Source organism: Amycolatopsis sp. 505 (assembly GCF_031625235.1).
Classification (GTDB): domain Bacteria; phylum Actinomycetota; class Actinomycetes; order Mycobacteriales; family Pseudonocardiaceae; genus Amycolatopsis.
The window spans coordinates 155091-171651 of the sequence record NZ_JACKQP010000015.1 but is presented as its reverse complement, the minus strand read 5'-3'; the positions used below and the strand labels follow the sequence as shown (position 1 = coordinate 171651).

At 73.5% G+C, this 16561-nt stretch carries 15 protein-coding genes; 6 read left to right on the top strand and 9 right to left on the bottom strand.

Annotated features, from left to right (window positions below; genetic code table 11):
- Positions 1-133 precede the first annotated feature (133 nt).
- Genes H5965_RS42085 through H5965_RS42065 form a run of 5 tightly spaced genes read right to left on the bottom strand, consistent with a single transcriptional unit; the run spans position 134 to position 5136 of the window.
- Positions 134-700: a TetR/AcrR family transcriptional regulator gene (locus H5965_RS42085; RefSeq protein ID WP_310976794.1), complete on the bottom strand. Its 567-nt coding sequence runs from the start codon at positions 698-700 to the stop codon at positions 134-136.
- Positions 700-1977 carry an amidohydrolase family protein gene (locus tag H5965_RS42080; RefSeq protein ID WP_310976792.1) on the bottom strand — a complete coding sequence of 426 codons (1278 nt, stop codon included), beginning with the start codon at positions 1975-1977 and terminating at the stop codon, positions 700-702. Before H5965_RS42080 ends, H5965_RS42085 begins: the two co-directional genes overlap by 1 nt.
- The gene (locus H5965_RS42075) at positions 1974-3458 is read right to left on the bottom strand and encodes an FAD-dependent oxidoreductase (RefSeq protein ID WP_310976790.1); all 1485 of its coding nucleotides are present in this window, start codon (positions 3456-3458) and stop codon (positions 1974-1976) included. The genes H5965_RS42080 and H5965_RS42075 overlap by 4 nt, the downstream gene beginning before the upstream one ends.
- Positions 3455-4351, bottom strand: a complete 897-nt coding sequence (locus tag H5965_RS42070; protein ID WP_310976789.1) for an alpha/beta fold hydrolase — start codon at positions 4349-4351, stop codon at positions 3455-3457. Before H5965_RS42070 ends, H5965_RS42075 begins: the two co-directional genes overlap by 4 nt.
- A complete protein-coding gene (locus H5965_RS42065; RefSeq protein ID WP_310976788.1) occupies positions 4348-5136 on the bottom strand; it encodes an alpha/beta hydrolase in 789 nt (262 codons plus the stop codon). The genes H5965_RS42070 and H5965_RS42065 overlap by 4 nt, the downstream gene beginning before the upstream one ends.
- Positions 5137-5195: 59 nt before the next feature.
- Here H5965_RS42065 and H5965_RS42060 point away from each other — a divergent pair, with 59 nt between their 5' ends.
- The 6 genes from H5965_RS42060 (at position 5196) to H5965_RS42035 (ending at position 11921) form a co-directional block, all read left to right on the top strand.
- Positions 5196-5864, top strand: a complete 669-nt coding sequence (locus H5965_RS42060; protein ID WP_310976787.1) for a TetR/AcrR family transcriptional regulator — start codon at positions 5196-5198, stop codon at positions 5862-5864.
- 148 nt (positions 5865-6012) lie between these two features.
- Positions 6013-6960 carry a chlorinating enzyme gene (locus H5965_RS42055; RefSeq protein ID WP_310976785.1) on the top strand — a complete coding sequence of 316 codons (948 nt, stop codon included), beginning with the start codon at positions 6013-6015 and terminating at the stop codon, positions 6958-6960.
- Positions 6957-8570 (top strand): amino acid adenylation domain-containing protein, encoded by a 1614-nt coding sequence (locus H5965_RS42050; RefSeq protein ID WP_310976783.1) that lies wholly within the window; start codon positions 6957-6959, stop codon positions 8568-8570. The genes H5965_RS42055 and H5965_RS42050 overlap by 4 nt, the downstream gene beginning before the upstream one ends.
- Positions 8567-8815, top strand: coding sequence for a phosphopantetheine-binding protein (locus H5965_RS42045; RefSeq protein WP_310976782.1), 249 nt, complete (start codon positions 8567-8569; stop codon positions 8813-8815). The genes H5965_RS42050 and H5965_RS42045 overlap by 4 nt, the downstream gene beginning before the upstream one ends.
- Positions 8816-8832: 17 nt before the next feature.
- Complete coding sequence (locus tag H5965_RS42040) at positions 8833-11154, top strand: AMP-binding protein (RefSeq protein ID WP_310976781.1); 2322 nt, start codon at positions 8833-8835, stop codon at positions 11152-11154.
- 11 nt (positions 11155-11165) lie between these two features.
- Positions 11166-11921 carry an alpha/beta fold hydrolase gene (locus tag H5965_RS42035; RefSeq protein ID WP_310976780.1) on the top strand — a complete coding sequence of 252 codons (756 nt, stop codon included), beginning with the start codon at positions 11166-11168 and terminating at the stop codon, positions 11919-11921.
- On the opposite strand, the gene H5965_RS42030 is transcribed toward H5965_RS42035, so the two are convergent.
- From H5965_RS42030 to H5965_RS42015, 4 genes are all read right to left on the bottom strand, one after another.
- The gene (locus H5965_RS42030) at positions 11911-12180 is read right to left on the bottom strand and encodes a hypothetical protein (protein WP_310976778.1); all 270 of its coding nucleotides are present in this window, start codon (positions 12178-12180) and stop codon (positions 11911-11913) included. The genes H5965_RS42035 and H5965_RS42030 overlap by 11 nt on opposite strands.
- On the bottom strand, positions 12177-13973 hold the full coding sequence (locus H5965_RS42025) for an FAD-binding protein (protein WP_310976776.1): 1797 nt from the start codon (positions 13971-13973) through the stop codon (positions 12177-12179). Before H5965_RS42025 ends, H5965_RS42030 begins: the two co-directional genes overlap by 4 nt.
- Positions 13970-15655 carry a 2-isopropylmalate synthase gene (gene leuA / locus H5965_RS42020; protein WP_310976774.1) on the bottom strand — a complete coding sequence of 562 codons (1686 nt, stop codon included), beginning with the start codon at positions 15653-15655 and terminating at the stop codon, positions 13970-13972. The genes H5965_RS42025 and leuA overlap by 4 nt, the downstream gene beginning before the upstream one ends.
- Positions 15656-15739: 84 nt before the next feature.
- Positions 15740-16552, bottom strand: coding sequence for a hypothetical protein (locus H5965_RS42015; RefSeq protein ID WP_310976773.1), 813 nt, complete (start codon positions 16550-16552; stop codon positions 15740-15742).
- Positions 16553-16561: the final 9 nt, after the last annotated feature.

Genomic DNA, 16561 nt, shown 5'->3' with positions numbered 1-16561 from the left:
TTCTTGACGTTGTGCCGAGCCGGGTGCTGTCACTGCTTTCGCCCTCCCGTACGGCTGAGGTCGCCGGCACTCGCGAGCGCGGCCCACCGAGCTGTGGAAGCCGAGTGACGCCCGACGGTGAGGCCGGTCCTGCTCACGGCTCGGACGGCGCATCCCGCGGACCGGCCAATCCGTGCAGCACGAGATCCGAGACGACGTCGGCGACACCCTCCGGCTCCCCGCCCGCGGGCAGGGCGTGGTTGAGCCCGGCCAGCAACACACCCACCGCGGCCGCCAGGAGCTCGGGGTCGCCGGGTAAGTCACGTCGGGTCTCCAGGTGCCTTCGCAGCGGCGCCGTCCAGGTGGTCAGCTCCTCCCGGAAGCGCCCGGACGCCGGGGCCGCCGCGATCGCCGACTGCAGCAGGGCGATCGCCGTCGGGCGGTGGGTGCGCAGCGCTTTCCAGCAGGCCGCCACGTACTCGCGGAGCGGCTCGGTGCCGGCGGGGTCGCCGGCCGGCACCGAGCCGAGCTCGGCGCGCAGCGTCTCCAGGAGCTCTTCCTTGTCGCTGAAGTGCGTGTAGAACGACCCGGCCGCGCGCCCGGCCGCGGCGGCGATGTCGGTGACCCGCGTGTCGAGGTAGCCGCGTTCGGTGAACAGCCGCTTGGCCGCGGCCAGGAGGTCCGTCCGGGTCCGGGCGGCGAGGTCGGCTCGCGTGCCCATCAGCCGGCGAGGTGGGGGAGGAGGCGATCGGCCGACGCCCGCAGGCCGTCCCGGACCGTGCCGAGGTCCACGTCCAGCAGGGTGTGACCGCGTTTGCGCCAGCGTCCGGCGACCATGACCGCTTCGATGTCCGCGGCGGTCGCGTACAGCGCGGTCGCGATCGGGTTCGGGCCGGCACCGTCGAGGACGACGAGGTCGGCCTGCAGGCCCGCGTCGAGCCGGCCGACGCGGTCGGCGAGGCCGAGTGCGCGCGCCCCTTCGACCGTCGCCCAGGCCAGCGCCTGCTTGGCGGTGATCGTCGCGGTGAGGGCGAACGAGCCGGTGTCCTGCCGGTGCCGCTCGTGGTCGTGACCACGCTGGGCGGCCAGGGCGATCCGGGCGGCGGAGAGCACGTCGGTGGGCGTGACGGCGTCGGTGTCCGTGCCCAGCGACGGCGCGGCGCCCAGCCGGAGCAGGTGCCCCGTCACCGGGGAGCCGTGGCCCTGGCCGAGTTCGTTCTCGGGCGTGCAGGTGATGCTCGCGCCCGCGTCGACCAGGATTTCGAGCCACTCCTCGGTGAGCCCGGCGCCGTGCACGACGTTCGTCCTCGGGCCCAGCAGCCCGGCGGCCCGCACGGCCGCCCACGCCGGGCCGGGCGCTCCGCCGCTCTGGTGCATCGACACGACGAGCCCGCGTTCGGCGGCGGCGCGGAAGTCGGCGACCGCGGCGTCCGGAGTGGACAGTTGAGGGCCGCGGACGGCCATGCCGATGGTGAGCAGCGGTCCGCCGGTCAGCCGGTCGACCTCGGTGACCGGGTGGGGCGCATCGGCCGCGGAGTACGGGGTGCCGTGCAGGAACACCCCGCGGACGCCGGACGCCCGGAGCCCGTCGAGCGCGGCGTCGGTGTGGTCCGGCGTCGGCGTGTTGTGGCACCAGTCGCCCACGGTCGTGGTGCCGCGGTCCAGCTGGCCCAGCGCGCCGGCGAGGCTGCCGATCCGCAGGTCTTCGGGGCGGTAGTGGCGGGCCACGGCGCCGTGCAGGCGGCCGAGGTAGTCCGCCAGCGTCCAGTCGGCGCCGACACCGCGCAGCGCGGTCTGCCACGTGTGCAGGTGGGCGTTCACCAGGCCGGGCAGGATGATCCGGCCGGTGACGTCGACGACCTCCGCGCCGGCGGCGTCGAGGCCGCTGCCGACGGCGGCGATGGTGTCGTCTTCGATCAGGACGTCGGCGCGTTCGCTGTCCGGCCGGTTCGGGGCCATGGTGATGACCTGCGCACCGCGCAACAGGACGCGGTTCATCCGGCGACCTCCGGCGTCATGGTGCGCACCGCGGCGCGGGTCGAGGCGAGGAAGTCGCGGGTCGCGATGTGCCCGAGGTAGCCGTCGGGTCGCACGAGCAGCAGCGCGTCGCCCTCGATGCCGTGGCTGCGGCGGACGTCCGGCTCGTCGACGGTGATCCGCCGCACCGGGACGCCGGCGGCCGGCCAGCCGAGTTCGCCGCTCGCCGCGGCGGCCTCCGGGCCGAACGCGACGAGGGTGAAGTGCGGTCCCCGGTAGGTGTCGAACAGCCGCGCGCCGGGCAGGTCGGCGTCCGGCGCGCGGTCGCCCGCCTGCAACGTCCTGGTGCGGTCGCGGCCGGCCGGGGCGAGGGGGCCGCCGCGGTAGGTCAGCGACAGCTGCTGCTCGTCGTTGCCGCGGCGCAGGCTGGAGGGGTCGAGTTTGGCGAGGCCTTCGTACTTCTTCGTGGACAGGCCGAGCACGCCCGCGGCGATCGGCAGGCGCTCGGCTTCGTAGCTGTCCAGCAGTTCCGGGTCGGCTCCGGCGAGGACCTGGCCGAGTTTCCAGCCGAGGTTGTAGGCGTCCTGGATGCCGGTGTTGAGGCCCTGGGCGCCGGCCGGGGTGTGCACGTGCGCGGCGTCGCCGGCCAGAAAGACGCGCCCGCGGCGGTAGGCCTCGGCGAGGCGGATGTTCGGCCGGAAGACCGACCGCCACCGGATGTCGTGCACGGCGATGGCCCGGTTGCGGGTGTGGGCCCGGATCCGCCGGGTGATCGCGTCCTCGCCGTCGGGCGGTTCTTCGTCCGGGGCGAGGCGGATCATCCATTGGAACAGGTCGCTGTGCGGCAGCGGGCACGCGCCGGCGAACCGGCCCTTCACTCCCGGCCAGACGTGCCAGCGATCGCGGGACAGGCCGGTGGTGACGGCGTCGACGATCAGCATCCGATCTGCCTCGCGGGTCTCGCCCAGGAATCCCAGCCCGAGGTGCTTGCGGACGGCGCTCGATCCGCCGTCGGCGCCGACGAGGTAGCGGGCGGTGATCCGTTCGGAGCCGTCGTCGCCGAGCACGGTGGCGGTGACCGACGTGCCGTCCTGCTCGAACCCGGTGAGTTCGCGGCCGTACTCGACCTTGCCGCCCAGCTGCTCGAGTCGGTCGTGCAGCGCGGCGTCGGTGCGGTACTGGGGCATCAGCCGCGTGTTCGGGTAAGGGACGTCGGCGGTGCGCCCGCGGTTGCGGAACATCCGCCACGGGACGGTGACCGGGCCCAGGTGAAGGCCGAGGCGGGGGTAGTCGCTGCTGCCGGCGAGGACGTCGTCGAGCACGCCGAGGTCGTCGAAGACCTCGAGGGTGCGCGGCTGGAGGCCTTTGGCGCGGGAGCCGTCGAAGGAGTGCGGGGCCTTGTCGATGATCCGGACGCCGAGACCGCGGCGGGCCAGGTCGATGGCCAGCGTGGTGCCGGCCGGGCCGGCGCCGGCGATCAGGACGTCGAGGGGTTCGGTCATGGTTCGAGCCGATCGGGGTGGGGAACGGCGAACGACGCGAGCAGGTCGCCGACGTCGTCCGGCCGTTCGAAGGGGGCCATGTGACCGCATTCGGTGATCACGTGGGTGTGCCGCGGGCGCAGCAGGTCGTGCACGGTGCCGAGGTGGGTGATCGGGGTGACCTGGTCGTCGTCGCCCCACACCACCAGGACCGGGAGACCCAGGGCACCGGTCGACCGGAAGAGCTCCTGCCGCTCGTACAGCGGGAAGTCCTGCAGGGTCTGGAAGAACGCGTAGAGGGAACCTTCGTAGCGGTAGGCGTCCCGCACCATCGCGACCAGCTGGGCGGAGAGGGCGGGGTCGCGGACGTTGTGCCCGAGATGCTCTTCCAGGAGCTTGCGGCCGAAGCGCCGGGCGACGAATCCGGCGAGGAAATCGTTGCGCAGCAACCGCTGCGGCAGCGGCCGCGAACCCAGCCCGGCCGGGCCCACGATCGTGAGCGTGGCCACGGTCGCCGGGTCCCGGTTCGCGTAGGCCATCGCGACCAGGGCGCCCATCGACGTACCGACCACGTGGTGCGGTCCGGGGAGGCCCAGCGCGGCGGTGAGCTCGGCCAGCTGCCGGACGAACAACGCTTCGTCGTAGCGGCCCCGGACCCGGTCGGAATAGCCGCGGCCGTAGGCGCTACAGGCCAGGGTGCGCAGGCCGCGGGCGTGCAGCCGCGCGGCGAGTCCGTCCCAATAGGACAAGGGGATGGTGATCCCGCCGACCAGCACGGCGAGCTCCCCGCCCTCGGGGCCGGTCAGCTCGTAGTGGGTCACCCCGTCGGACAGGGTGACGAAGTCACCGCGCAGGGTCCGGCGCGTGGCCGCGTCGAGCCGGCGATCCTCCTCGGTGGCAACGAAGTACTTCATCGCAGGAACTCCCTGATCGCCGTGGCCACCCAGTCCGGGTCCTCTTCCGGCAGCAGGTGCCCGCCGTCGGCGTGCACACGCTCCAGAGCGCCGGGGATGTCGCGGGCGAAGTGCTGTCCGTCGACGCCGGCGCTGCGCAGGACCAGCGTCGGGACGGCGAGCTTCGGGAGTTCGCCGCTGCGGTCCGGTTGGTCGGTGTTGGCGAAGTCGACGAACGCCGACCGGTTCCCCGGACGGCTGGTCAGCGCGTGCACCCGGTCGACCAGGGCGGCATCGACGATCCCGGAGCGCGCGCCGACGGCTTCCCGCAGCCCGCGTTCGGTCGCGCCGCGCGGCAGCCACCGCCGCAGCAGCGGGCGCAGCAGGGGGTTGCGGGCCAGCCGCAGCCCGGCGGGCAGTGTCTTGCCCGGGTAGCCGGTGGCGTTGACCAGGACCAGCGCGTCCACCCGGTCCGGGGCGTCCAGGGCCAGGTTCCACGCGATGTTGCCGCCCAGCGAATTCCCGGCCAGCGCGAAGTGCGGCACCTGCAGCGCGGTCAGGAAGCGGGCGATCGTGCCCGCGTAGGTCCGGACGCGGTAGTCGCGGTCGGGCCGCGGGCCGGTCCGCCCGAAGCCCGGGAGGTCGGGGCGGATCACGTCGTAGGACGACGACAACAGCGCCGCCACCCGTCCGAAGCCCTCCAACGACGACCCGCTGCCGTGCAGCAGGACCACCGCAGGCCCGTCACCTGCGCGGACGTAGTGGATTCGCTGGCCGTTGACCTTCAGTGACTGGGTGCTCTCCATAATGGCAACAGTGTTGCCGTTATTGCGTGGGGTGTCAACCAGCGGTCATACTCACGGGTGTGATCAGTTCGTCCTCGCCGAGCACGTCCACCGGCCGGTCCCGCGGCCGTCCTGCCGTCCCGCTGGACCGCATCCTCGCCACGGCCCTGGAGCTGGTGGACGACGAAGGCGCCGAAGCGCTCTCGATGCGAAGCCTCGCGCAACGCCTCGAATCGGGAACGGCCACGCTGTACCGCCACTTCGGCAACCGGGCGACCTTGGTCACCGCCGTCGTCGACCGCGTGTTCGGCGAAGTCGAACTCGACCCCCGGGCACTGGCCCAGCTGAAGTGGGACGAGGCCTGCCGCACGGTCGCCCAGTCGATGTTCGACACACTGGGCCGCCACCGGAAGATCGCGCCCCTGCTGATGGAGCAGACGCCGACAGGGCCGAACGCCATGCTGCTGCGGGAGCGCTGCCTGGCAATCCTGCTGGAAGGCGGCTTTCCGCCGAGCTTGGCGGCGCGCGCCTACGCGACCCTCGCGCGCTACGTCCTCGGCTTCGCAATCCAGCTGGCCGGTTCCGGGGACGACGCCGAGCGCGCGTCGGCGCATTTCCACAACGTGTCGCCGGCGGACTTCCCGGCCACCCTCGCGGTCGCGGACTCGTTGCCGGTCCCCCTGGAGGACGAGTTCACCTTCGGCCTGAACCTGATCATCGACGGCCTGCGCGGCTTCGAGCGGAGGTAGCCGATCGGCTACCTCCGCCGCGCGCTCTTTCCAGCGTTCCGGCGACTCTTCCGGCGGCCTGCCGGCCGCTCCTAGGGTGACCCCGGAGCACCGCGGAATCGCTCAGCCCCCAGGTCGCCGATTCATTCGCAGGAAGGGTTCCGGGCACATGACGGAAAGCACCGTGGCCAGTTACGCCCTGACCGAGGCCGAACTCGAGCAATTCAATCGGGACGGTTACTACGGTCCGTTCGACGTGTACGCACCCGAGGAAATGGAATCGTCACTGCAGGCGATCCGGCCGAAGCTCGTCGATGCCCGGCAGGGGGTGTACCACCAGGGCGAGGCCCTGTCCGGCACCACCAACCTGGCCAGTTACGACCGGCACCTCGACGTGGACTTCCTCGCCCGGCACATCGTCCGCCCCCAGCTGGTCGACCGCGTGACCAGCGTGCTCGGCGAGAACGTCCTGTGCTGGCGCAGCGAGTTCTTCCCGAAGTACCCCGGGGACGAAGGCACCGACTGGCACCAGGCCGACAATTTCGCCAACGTCGGCAAGCACCCGCAGATCGTCTGGCCGGAGGACGCGGGTTTCGGGGGCGCGCTGACCGTGTGGACGGCCTTCACCGAGGCGACCGTCGAGAACGGCTGCCTGCAGATCATCCCGGGTTCGCACAAGACGATGAACTACGACGAGAACAAAATCATCGAATACGATTCGGAGATCATCAACAAGCAGGACAAGAACGGCGTCCGCCGCGGGTTCTACGGCTACGACTACAGCCAGCTCCAGAAGGACCCGAACTGGACGCCGGACGAGTCGAAGGCGAAGTCGCTGGTCATGCGGCAGGGCCAGGCCGTGATGTTCTGGTCCACCTTGATGCACGCGTCGCACCCGCACGAAGGCAAGACCGACAAGATGCGGCTGGGCTTCACCGCGCGCTACGTGCCCACGTCCGTGCGCGTGTACCCCTACCAGGACACGCTCGCCGAGTACGGCGTCGAGGTGAGCCTGGAGAAGTTCGGCTGCGTCCTGGTGTCGGGCCGGGACGAGTTCGGGCACAACCGGTTCGTCGACCGCACGGTCAACGGCGTGCCGTTCGCGCCGGTCCGATGAGCGTGCCGGACGCCGCTGCGCGGTCCGTGACCTGCTCCGCCGCGGCCCTGGCCGCGCACCGGCGGATCAACGACACCGCACGTCCGTACCCGCGCGACGCCAGCGTGCCCGAGCGGTTCGAATACTGGGCGCGCCGCCGGCCGGCCGCGCCGGCGATCGTCCAGGGCGACCGGGTGCTCGGCTATCGGGAACTCGACCGCCTCGCCAACGGCCTCGCGCACCGCCTGCGAGACGCCGGAGTCGGGGCGGGCACGACCGTGGCCGTTTGCGTCCCGCGCTCGCCGGAGCTGCTCGTCGCGTTGCTCGGAATCCTCAAGGCGGGGGGAACCTACGTCCCGCTGGACCCCGGCTGGCCGGACGAACGGCTCCGCACGGTCGTCGCCGACAGCGGGTGCCTGCTCGTGCTCGGAGCCGGTGACCCGGAGCCGGCGACCCGGTTCCCGGGCACCCGGGTGCTGCCCTTGGGACCGGACACCACGACCGGACACGACACCGGCCCGGGGTACGCGCTGGAGGCGGAGGACATCGCCTGCATCAACTTCACCTCCGGGTCCACCGGCCGCCCCAAGGGGGTGCCGATCCGCCACCGGGGCATCGTCCGGCTGGTGCACGCCGCCAGCTACGGCACGCTGGACGAGCGCAGCAGGGTACTGCAGGTGACGCCGGTGACGTTCGACATCGCCACCTGGGAGATCTGGGGTGCGCTGCTCAACGGCGGGACGTCGGTGCTCTACCCGGCCGAGTTCGTGCGGCTGTCGAAGGTCGGCGAAGTGATCAAGCGCGGCGGGGTGAACATCCTGCTTCTGACCACCGCGCTGTTCAACTCGATCGTCGACGAGGCACCGGAAGCGCTGGAGACGGTCGCCACGATCACCACCGGCGGCGAGGCGCACTCGCCCCGGCACATGGCCAAGGCCGTCCGCACCTACGGGCCCGGCCGGGTGGTCAACCTGTACGGCCCGACCGAATGCACCTGCATCGCCACGTCCTTCCCGGTGGACGAGCCACCGGCGGCCGACGTGCCGCTGCCGATCGGCAAGCCGATCCAGAACACCCGGGTCTACGTGCTGGCCGGCGACGCGGACCGGCTCTGCGCGCCCGGCGAGACCGGGGAACTGTGCCTGGCCGGCGACGGGCTCGCGGCCGGGTACCTCGGAATGCCGGAGCTGACCGCGAAGACGTTCGTGCACCGCGAGATCGACGGCGTGCCCGAACGGCTCTACCGGTCCGGTGACCGCGGCCGGCTCCGGCCCGACGGTGATCTCGTGTTCGAAGGCCGCTGGGACGACCAGGTCAAGGTGAACGGCTTCCGGATCGAACTCGGCGAGATCACCCACCACCTCAACACCCACCCGCAGGTCAAGCGCAGCTACGTGACCGTGCGGGACAACCGCGGGGACAAGGCCCTGGTGGCGTTCGTCGTGCCCGCGGCGCCCGGCGCCGGTTCCGAGCGGTTGCGGGAGCACCTGGCCGCGAAGCTGCCGCGCTACATGGTTCCGGCGCAGATCCACCTGTGCGACACGTTCCCCCTCACCCCGAACGGCAAGATCGACGGCCGCGCCCTGCTGGCCGCGTTCGCGCCGACGGCGACTTCAGGAGTGTTCTCATGACGGAAGCCAAGACCGGCACCGAAGCCGAACTCGCGGCGATGTGGCGGGACCTGCTCGGCGTGCCCGCCGTCGGCCCCGACGACGACTTCTTCGAGGCGGGCGGCACCTCGTTGACGGCGATCAAGCTGCTGCAGCGCGTGGAAAAGCGGTTCGGTCCGGAGGCGCTGGCGCCGGACACGCTCTACGACGACCCCCGCCTGGGCAGCGTCGCCGCGGCGATCGACGAATCGGCGCGGCACGGGTGACCTCGACGATCCGGCCCGTGCCCGTCTGCTGGGACCTGGCCGGTCGCCCCGAGGACGCGGTCGAAGCCGTCGTGCGGGCACTGGCCAGGGCCTGCCCGGCGGTACGGCACGAGCCGGTCCCGTGGCGGCGGACGCTCCTGCGCGGCACGCCGGCCGAGCGCGAGGCCGGGCTTGCCCGGCTGGCGTGGCGGCTGGCCCGCTCACCGCTCGACGCGCCGGTCCGGATCGTGCTGGCCGGGCCCGGCGACGGCCGGTGGACGCTGCTCGCCGCCGACCGCCCGGACGTGGCGGCGAGCGGCTGGGCCGAGCGGCTGCTCGGCCTGCCCCGGCGCCCGGCCGCGACCGCCACCGGCGCGGCGGGACCGCGGCCGGTGTGGCAGCGCGACCACCCGCTGCCGCCGTCGGGCCCGGCGGCACTAGCCGTCCCGGTCGAGCCGGAGCTGCTCGACCGGTTTCCCGGCAGCCGCGCGGAGACCCTCGCGGCACTGGCGGCGGCGCTGGTCGCCCGGCACGGGCGGCACCGCGACGTCGTCGTGGACGTCGCCCGCGGCGCCGGCTTCGGCGGGATCGCCGCCCGGCCGGTGCCGGCGGCGATCCGGCTCACCGTGGCGGCCAACCAGCCGGTCAGCGAGCTGCTGGCCCGCTTCGCCCACGCCCGGCCCGACTCCGGCGTGCCCACGCTCACCGTGGCCGTGCCGGAGCCGCGGCCCCGCGCGTTCGGGCCGTTCACCCCGCGGCCGGTGCCGCGGCTCGACGGGGGCTGCGGCTTGTGGCTGACCGTCACCGACCGCATCACCTGCTGGTTCGACCCCGGCCCGGCCGATCCCGAGCGGGTCGAGACGTTCGTCCGGCACCTGGCTTCGCTCGTCACGGACGCCGCGGAACGGCGACACCTGACGCCGGCCCGCCTGCGGGTGCTCGGCCGCGACGAACGCACCCGGCTGCTCCCGGGCGCCGTCTCGACCGCACCCGCCACGCCGCTCGCCGAGCGGGTGCAGCGGTGGGCGCGGACCACGCCGGACGCCGAGGCGGTGGTGTCGCACCGGGAAACCTTGTCCTACCGGGAGCTGGCCCGCCGGGCCGCCGCGCTGGCCACCCGGCTGCACACCGCCGGAGTCGGCCCGGACGTGCCGGTCGGGCTGTGGCTGCCGCGCTCGGCCGACCTCGCCGTCGCCGCCGTCGGGGTCCTGCTCGCCGGCGGCGCGCACGTGGCTCTGGACGCCGCCGAGCCGCCCGGCCGCGTCCGGGCGTTGCTCGCGCGCGCCGGCGCCGGCGTGATGATCACCCCGGGGCTGCGGGTCGAGGTGGTCGACCCCGAGGCCGTGCCCCGGCGGATCGTCCGCGGCGCACCCGGACTGTGCTGCATAGCGTCCTCCGCGAAGGCGGACGGGGTGCTCGTCCCGCACGAGGCGGTGGCCAACGTGGTCGGCTGGTGTGGAACGACACTCGGCTTCGGCCCCGGCGACCGGGTCGCGCAGCTGGCCCGGGCCGGCACCGGCGAGTGGGAACTGGAGACGTGGTCGGCGCTCGGCACCGGCGCGGCCCTCGTGATCGCTCCCGGCGGTGCCGACGCGGCGTGGCTGGCGCACAGCGGTGCCACCGTCGCCTTCACCCCGCCCGGGCTGGTGCCCGCGACCTGGCCCGCCGAGACCGCGATGCGCCTCGCCGTCGTCCACGGCCGGGCGGATTCCCCGGTTCCCCGCGGGCTTCCGTTCCGGGTCTGGCAAGGCTACGGCTCCCCCGAGACCGGGCTGCTGGCCACCTGCGGCGAGCTGCCACCGGGTGCGGCGGGCGTTCCGATCGGGGCGCCTCTGCCGAACGTCCGGGCCTACGTGCTCGACGAGGGTGGGGAACCGGTCCCGCCGGGCGCGGTCGGCGAGCTCCACGTGGGCGGTGCCGGCGCGGCTCGGGGCCACCTCGGGCGGGCGGAACGGCGGCGGTCGCCGTTCAGCGACGACCTCCTCGCGGGCGGCCGCCGGTACGCCACCGGCGATCTCGTCCGCCGCCTCGGCGACGGCACGCTGGAGCTGCTCGGCCACGCCGACGACCGGATCACCCTGCGCGGCTTCCGGATCGCGCCGGCCGAGGTCGAGGCGGCGCTGCGCCGCAACAGCGTGGTCGGCGACGCGGCGGTGGTGGTGACCCGCGGCGACCGGCTCGTCGCCTACGTCACCCCCTCCGACGCCGACCCCGAACAGCTGCGCCGCGACCTCGTCGGCGTCCTGCCCGCGTTCATGGTGCCCGACACCGTCGTCCCCCTCGCCACGTTGCCGCGCACCACGCACGGTCTGCTCGACCGCCGGGCGCTGGCCGTGGCCCCCGGACCACCGGCCCGCTGAGGGGAAAACCCGTGACTCCGCATCCCTGGTACGCGACCTTCGACCCCCGTCCGGACGCACCGGTGCGGCTGTACTGCCTGCCCTGTGCCGGCGGCTCCGCCGAGATGTTCCGCCCCTGGGCGGAATTCCTGCCGCCGGGGCTCGAGCTGCGGGCGATCCGGCTGCCCGGCCGCCACGCCCGGCACCCGCGGAACGCGTTCGCCGACTTCGACACCGCGGGCGACGAGCTCGCCGAAGCGCTGGCCGCCGAGCTCCGGCCGCCGTACGTCCTCTTCGGACACAGCATGGGCGGGTTGATCGCCTACCGGATGCTGCGCGCGGTCGAACGGCGCGGCCTGCCCCAACCGGCGCTGTTCGTGGTCGCGTCCTGCCTCGTCCAGGGCATCGCGGTGGACCGGCTGCCGGACCCGGCCGGCTCGGACGAGCGGTTCCTGGGCGTACTCCGCCGGTTCGGCGGGATGCCGCCGGAGGTGCTGGCGGACGAAGAGGTCCTCGCGTTCCAGCTTCCCGTGCTGCGCGCGGACTTCCGGCTCTGCCGCTCGTACGTCTACCGCGGCGGCGAACCGCCGCTGCGGGTGCCGCTGCGGGTCATGGGCGGCACGACCGACGTCATCACACCGCACCGGCACCTGGCCGCGTGGCGGCACCACACCCGGCGTTACCTCGGGCTGCGCACGTTCCCCGGCGGGCACTTCTTCCTCCGCGACCAGGTCCGCCCCGTCGTCGGCGCCCTGACCGACGACGTGGCGGACCTGGTCAGCGGATGATGTGGATGCCGATCCGGCACGGCACCGAGCGCGACTGCGCGCCGGGCAGGGCGGGGGCGGGCGGTGTGCCGTCGCCGAGCACCTCGCGGATCGCGGCGGCGTGCTCGGGGTTGAGCAGGAATTCGATCCGGGCCGGGTGCGGGCCCGGCCCGAGCACGATGTGGAACGAAACCTCCTGCCCGCTCCGCGGGCACACGGTCAGGAATCCGTCCACGACCCCGGGGATCGCGGCGGGGCGGACGTCGGGCAGCTCGGTCATCGGATCGGCTCCGGGACTGTCGAAGGGGTCAGTGCGGTGATGAGCAGGGGGACGACCTCGCGCCAGTCCCCGACGATCCCGACGTCCGCGGCGCCGAACAGCGGCGCGGCGGGGTCGGTGTTGACCCCGAGCACGAACCCCGCGCCCCGGGTGCCGCAGAGGTGGTTGAACTTGCCGCTGGTGCCGATGGCGACGTAGAGCCGCGGCGCCACGCTCCGGCCGGTCACCCCGACCTGCCGCGCACGGGGCAGCCAGCCGCGGTCGGTCACCTTGCGGGTCGCGGCCAGGTCCGCGCCCAGCACTTCCAGCAGCGGGGCGAGCAACGGGTAGTCCCCGGGCGGCACGCCGGCACCGACGCCGACCACGGCCGAGGCCACGGCCAGCACGTCGATGTCGTCGTCGCGCTCACGCGCCACCACCCGCACCCGGCTGCCGGGCGGCACGGGCAGGTGCGGCCCCTGGGCGGCAACGGCGACCCGCGGCGGTGGCAGCGGCAGCGCACCGCCACGCAACGTGACCACCCGGGTCGGCGGGGAGCACGTCACCGCGGCCAGCATGCTGCCGCTGAACGCCGGTTTCCAGCACACCAGGTCCCCGTCGGGACCGGCTTCGACGTCGACCGCGTCCCCGGCCAGCCCGAGCCCGAGCCGGGCCGCCGTCCGCGCGGCGACCTCGCGGCCCCACATCGTCGACGGGGCCAGCAACGCCCACGGCCGGTGCTCGGCGCACCAGGTCGCGAGACTGGCGGCGACGTCTTCCTCGACCGTCGAGCCGTTGACCGCGACCACGGTGTCCGCGCCCCACGACCCGGCGATCGCCGGGGACAGCGCGCCGGTGGCCAGTGCGGTCACCGGACGGCGGGTGACCGCGGCGATCCGGGCGGCTGCGCCGAGCATCGCGCGGGTGTGCCGGTGGCGGCCCGGCTCGGCGAGCACGGCGACGGCGCCGGTTCCGGTGAGGCCGGCGACGCGGTCGGGCACCGGGGGCGCGGAGGTCCCGGCCGCACGGTCGAACGCCCCCAGCTCGGTCAACGTCGCGACCGCCCGCTCGACCTGGGTGCCGAGGTCGCCCGGGAAGCGCAGCCGCATCCGGGTGCCCGCCATCGCGCGGGTCCGCCCGACGACGGTCCGGCTGCCGTCCTGGCCCCAGGGCCCCGGGCCGAGCGCGGCGGCCCCGACGCGGACGATCTGCTCCGCCGGGACAGCGGCACGGGCGTCAGGGCGTGCCTTGGCCGGTGTGATGAGCCGCTCGGCGCAGCTGATCAGCACGGGCAACGGCAGCTCGAGCTCGACGCACCCGTCCTCGTGCTCGCAGCGGGCGCGTACCCGGCCGTCCTCGACGGCGAGCCGCCGGACGCCCGCCGCCATCGGCAGCCCGAGCAGCTCCGCGACCTGCGCCGGCGTCTGCGCGGTCTCGGCGTCCACGGAGTTGCGCCCGCAGAGCACCAGGTCGACCGGGCCGAGCCGGCGCAGCGCGGCGGCCAGCGCGCGGGCGGTGGCCAGGGTGTCGCTGCCCGCGAACGCCGGATCGGTGACCAGCACGCCGCGACCGGCCCCGCAGGCGATGGCCTCCCGGAGGCAGTCTTCGGCCGCGGGCGGCCCGAGCGTGACGACCGTGCAGGTGCCGCCGGAGTCCCGGGCGAGCTGGACGGCCTTGGCGACCGCACGACGGCAATAGGGGTTGAGCTCCAGTTCGACGCCGGTGCGCGCGAGCCGCCCGTCCTCGCCGAGGACCAGCTCCTCGGCCCGGGGAACCTGTTTGACGAGCGCGACGGTGTGCAGGGGGCGGGTCATCCGGCTCCTCCGGCGAGGCGGTCCGCGCGGTTGACCGCGCTGGCGATGGCTTCCAGCGACGCGCTGAGCGTGTTGCCGTCGATCCCGGCGCCCCAGAGCGTGTGACCGCCGACGCGGCATTCGACGTAGGCGGCGGCTTCGGCGTCGCTGCCGGTCGCGATCGCGTGCTCGACGTAGCCCAGCACCTGGACCTCGATCCCGGCGACGCCGAGCGCGGCCGTGAACGCGGCGATCGGGCCGTTGCCGACACCGGTCAGGTCCCGGCGCTCGCCGTCGATGACGACCTCGGCGGTGATGACGCTCTTGCCCTCCTCGGTGGTCAGCGCGTGCCCGTGCAGCCGCAGCCGGGCGTCCGGCGCCGGGAGGTACTCGGCGGCGAAGATCTCCCACAGCCGCTTCGGCGGGATTTCCCCGCCCGCGTCGGTATGGCGCTGCACCACGCGGGAGAACTCGATCTGGAGCCGCCGCGGCAGGTCGAGCTGGTGCTCGGTCTTCATGACGAACGCGACACCGCCCTTGCCGGACTGGGAGTTCACCCGGACCACGGCCTCGTACGTGCGGCCGACGTCCTTGGGGTCGATCGGCAGGTAGGGCATCGTCCACGGCACGGGCCCGGCCGCCTCGGCCACCGCGTGCTCCAGGCGAGCGAACCCCTTCTTGATCGCGTCCTGGTGGGACCCGGAAAAGGAGGTGTAGACCAGATCGCCCGCGTACGGGTGGCGCTCCGGTACGTCGAGCCCGGTGCAGTGTTCGGCCACCCGGCGGACCGCGTCGATGTCGGAGAAATCGATCCCCGGGTCGATCCCCTGGCTGAAGAGGTTCAGCCCGAGCGTGACCAGGCAGACGTTGCCGGTGCGCTCGCCGTTGCCGAACAGGCAGCCCTCGACCCGGTCCGCGCCCGCCAGCAGCGCCAGCTCGGCGGCCGCGACGGCGGTGCCCCGGTCGTTGTGCGGGTGCACCGACAGGCACCGGTGCTCGCGGCGGCTGAGGTTCCGGCTCATCCACTCGATCTGGTCGGCGTAGACGTTCGGGGTGGCGCGTTCCACGGTGGCCGGCAGGTTCAGGATGATCTCGCGGCCGAGGCCCGGCTGCCAGACGTCCATCACGGCCTCGCACACCTGTGCCGCGAACTCCAGCTCGGTGTCGACGAAGATCTCCGGCGAGTACTCGTAGCCGACGTCGCAGCCGGGGAGAATCCGTTCGGCGCACCGGATCACGTGCTCGGTGCCGCGCGTGGCGAGCGCCTGGCAGCCGGCGCGGTCGAGGCCGAACACGACGTCCCGGAACAGCGGCGCGGTCGCGTTGTACAGGTGGACGGTGGCCGCCTGCGCGCCGCGCAGCGCCTGCACGGTGCGTTCGATGAGGTCCTCGCGCGCCTGGGTGAGCACGGAAATCCGGACGTCGCCGGGAATCCGGTCCGATTCGACCAGCGCGCGGACGAAGTCGAAATCGGCCTGGCTGGCCGCGGGGAACCCGACCTCGATCTCCCGGTAGCCCATGCGCACCAGCAGGTCGAACATGCGGAGCTTGCGGTCGGGACCCATCGGGTCGATCAAGGCCTGGTTGCCGTCGCGCAGATCGGTCGAGAGCCAGCGCGGTGCGCGGGTGAGCACCCGCCCCGGCCAGCTGCGGTCCGGCAGGGAAACCGGCGGGAACGGCGTGTAGCGCCGGAATTTTTCCATGGCGTCCTCCACTGCGGCCGGGACCCGGGCATCGTGTGCACCGGGTCCCGGCCGGCGAGCCCGGCTCCTCGTGGGGCCGGGCGGTCAGGCGGTGATGAGCTCCTCGGCCGGCCGGCCCGAGGCGAGCAGCGCGGCGTCGAGCACGTCCCACAGCGCGGCCAGCGAGTCGAGGAAGACGTCGACGCCTTCCACGATCAGCGCTTCCGTTTCGGCGTTGAGCACCGACCCGACGGCGGCGATCGCGTTCTTCTCGTGCTGTTGTTCGGCACCGATTTCGCCCCAGTGCTCGAGCAGGTAGTGCATCTCGGCGTCCGCCAGGTCGGCGCCGTAGGTGCCGGCGTCGACCAGCGCGACCTTCTCGCCCGGGATGAGCTGGCGGTTGGAGATCATCTCCAGGGCCAGCGCGGTGCCCAGGTTGCGGATCGTCGACTCGCGATCGACCTGCTGGCGGCCGTCGAACGCGGCTCGCGCGCGGCGGGTCTGCGCCAGCAACCCGGTCCGCGGGTCGTAACCCGGCAGGCCGGCCAGCAGTTCGTCGGAGAACGTCTTCAGCCCGGCCTCCACGCCCTCCTGGTCGTAGAGGTCTTCGAACACCTCGCGCCCCGCGGCGCGGTTGACGATGTAGCCGGCCATCGTGGCCAGCTCCGGCGCGTGGTTTTCTTCGCTTTCCACGATCTCCTGCAGCAACGCGCTTTCCGTGGACAATTTGTGCATCGCCAGTGCCTCCGGGAACTTTCCGCCGGGGCGGGTCGCGTCGCAGAAATTGCGAATCTGGTGGAACAGCGCGCCGACCGCCGCCGGCTTCGGCGGCTGCGCGGCCCAGTGGTCGAAGATCGGATGCCGGTAGCACCGGTGGGAGCGAATGCGGTTCACGAGGTCGTCAATGGCGATGGACATGGCTGTGCT

Coding starts and splice junctions, on each gene's coding strand:
- H5965_RS42055 (WP_310976785.1), top strand. CDS start 6,013: ATGACGGAAAGCACCGTGGCCAGTTACGCCCTGACCGAGGCCGAACTC.
- H5965_RS42045 (WP_310976782.1), top strand. CDS start 8,567: ATGACGGAAGCCAAGACCGGCACCGAAGCCGAACTCGCGGCGATGTGG.
- H5965_RS42050 (WP_310976783.1), top strand. CDS start 6,957: ATGAGCGTGCCGGACGCCGCTGCGCGGTCCGTGACCTGCTCCGCCGCG.
- H5965_RS42085 (WP_310976794.1), bottom strand. CDS start 700: ATGGGCACGCGAGCCGACCTCGCCGCCCGGACCCGGACGGACCTCCTG.
- H5965_RS42015 (WP_310976773.1), bottom strand. CDS start 16,552: ATGTCCATCGCCATTGACGACCTCGTGAACCGCATTCGCTCCCACCGG.
- H5965_RS42065 (WP_310976788.1), bottom strand. CDS start 5,136: ATGGAGAGCACCCAGTCACTGAAGGTCAACGGCCAGCGAATCCACTAC.
- leuA (WP_310976774.1), bottom strand. CDS start 15,655: ATGGAAAAATTCCGGCGCTACACGCCGTTCCCGCCGGTTTCCCTGCCG.
- H5965_RS42030 (WP_310976778.1), bottom strand. CDS start 12,180: ATGACCGAGCTGCCCGACGTCCGCCCCGCCGCGATCCCCGGGGTCGTG.
- H5965_RS42075 (WP_310976790.1), bottom strand. CDS start 3,458: ATGACCGAACCCCTCGACGTCCTGATCGCCGGCGCCGGCCCGGCCGGC.
- H5965_RS42070 (WP_310976789.1), bottom strand. CDS start 4,351: ATGAAGTACTTCGTTGCCACCGAGGAGGATCGCCGGCTCGACGCGGCC.
- H5965_RS42080 (WP_310976792.1), bottom strand. CDS start 1,977: ATGAACCGCGTCCTGTTGCGCGGTGCGCAGGTCATCACCATGGCCCCG.
- H5965_RS42025 (WP_310976776.1), bottom strand. CDS start 13,973: ATGACCCGCCCCCTGCACACCGTCGCGCTCGTCAAACAGGTTCCCCGG.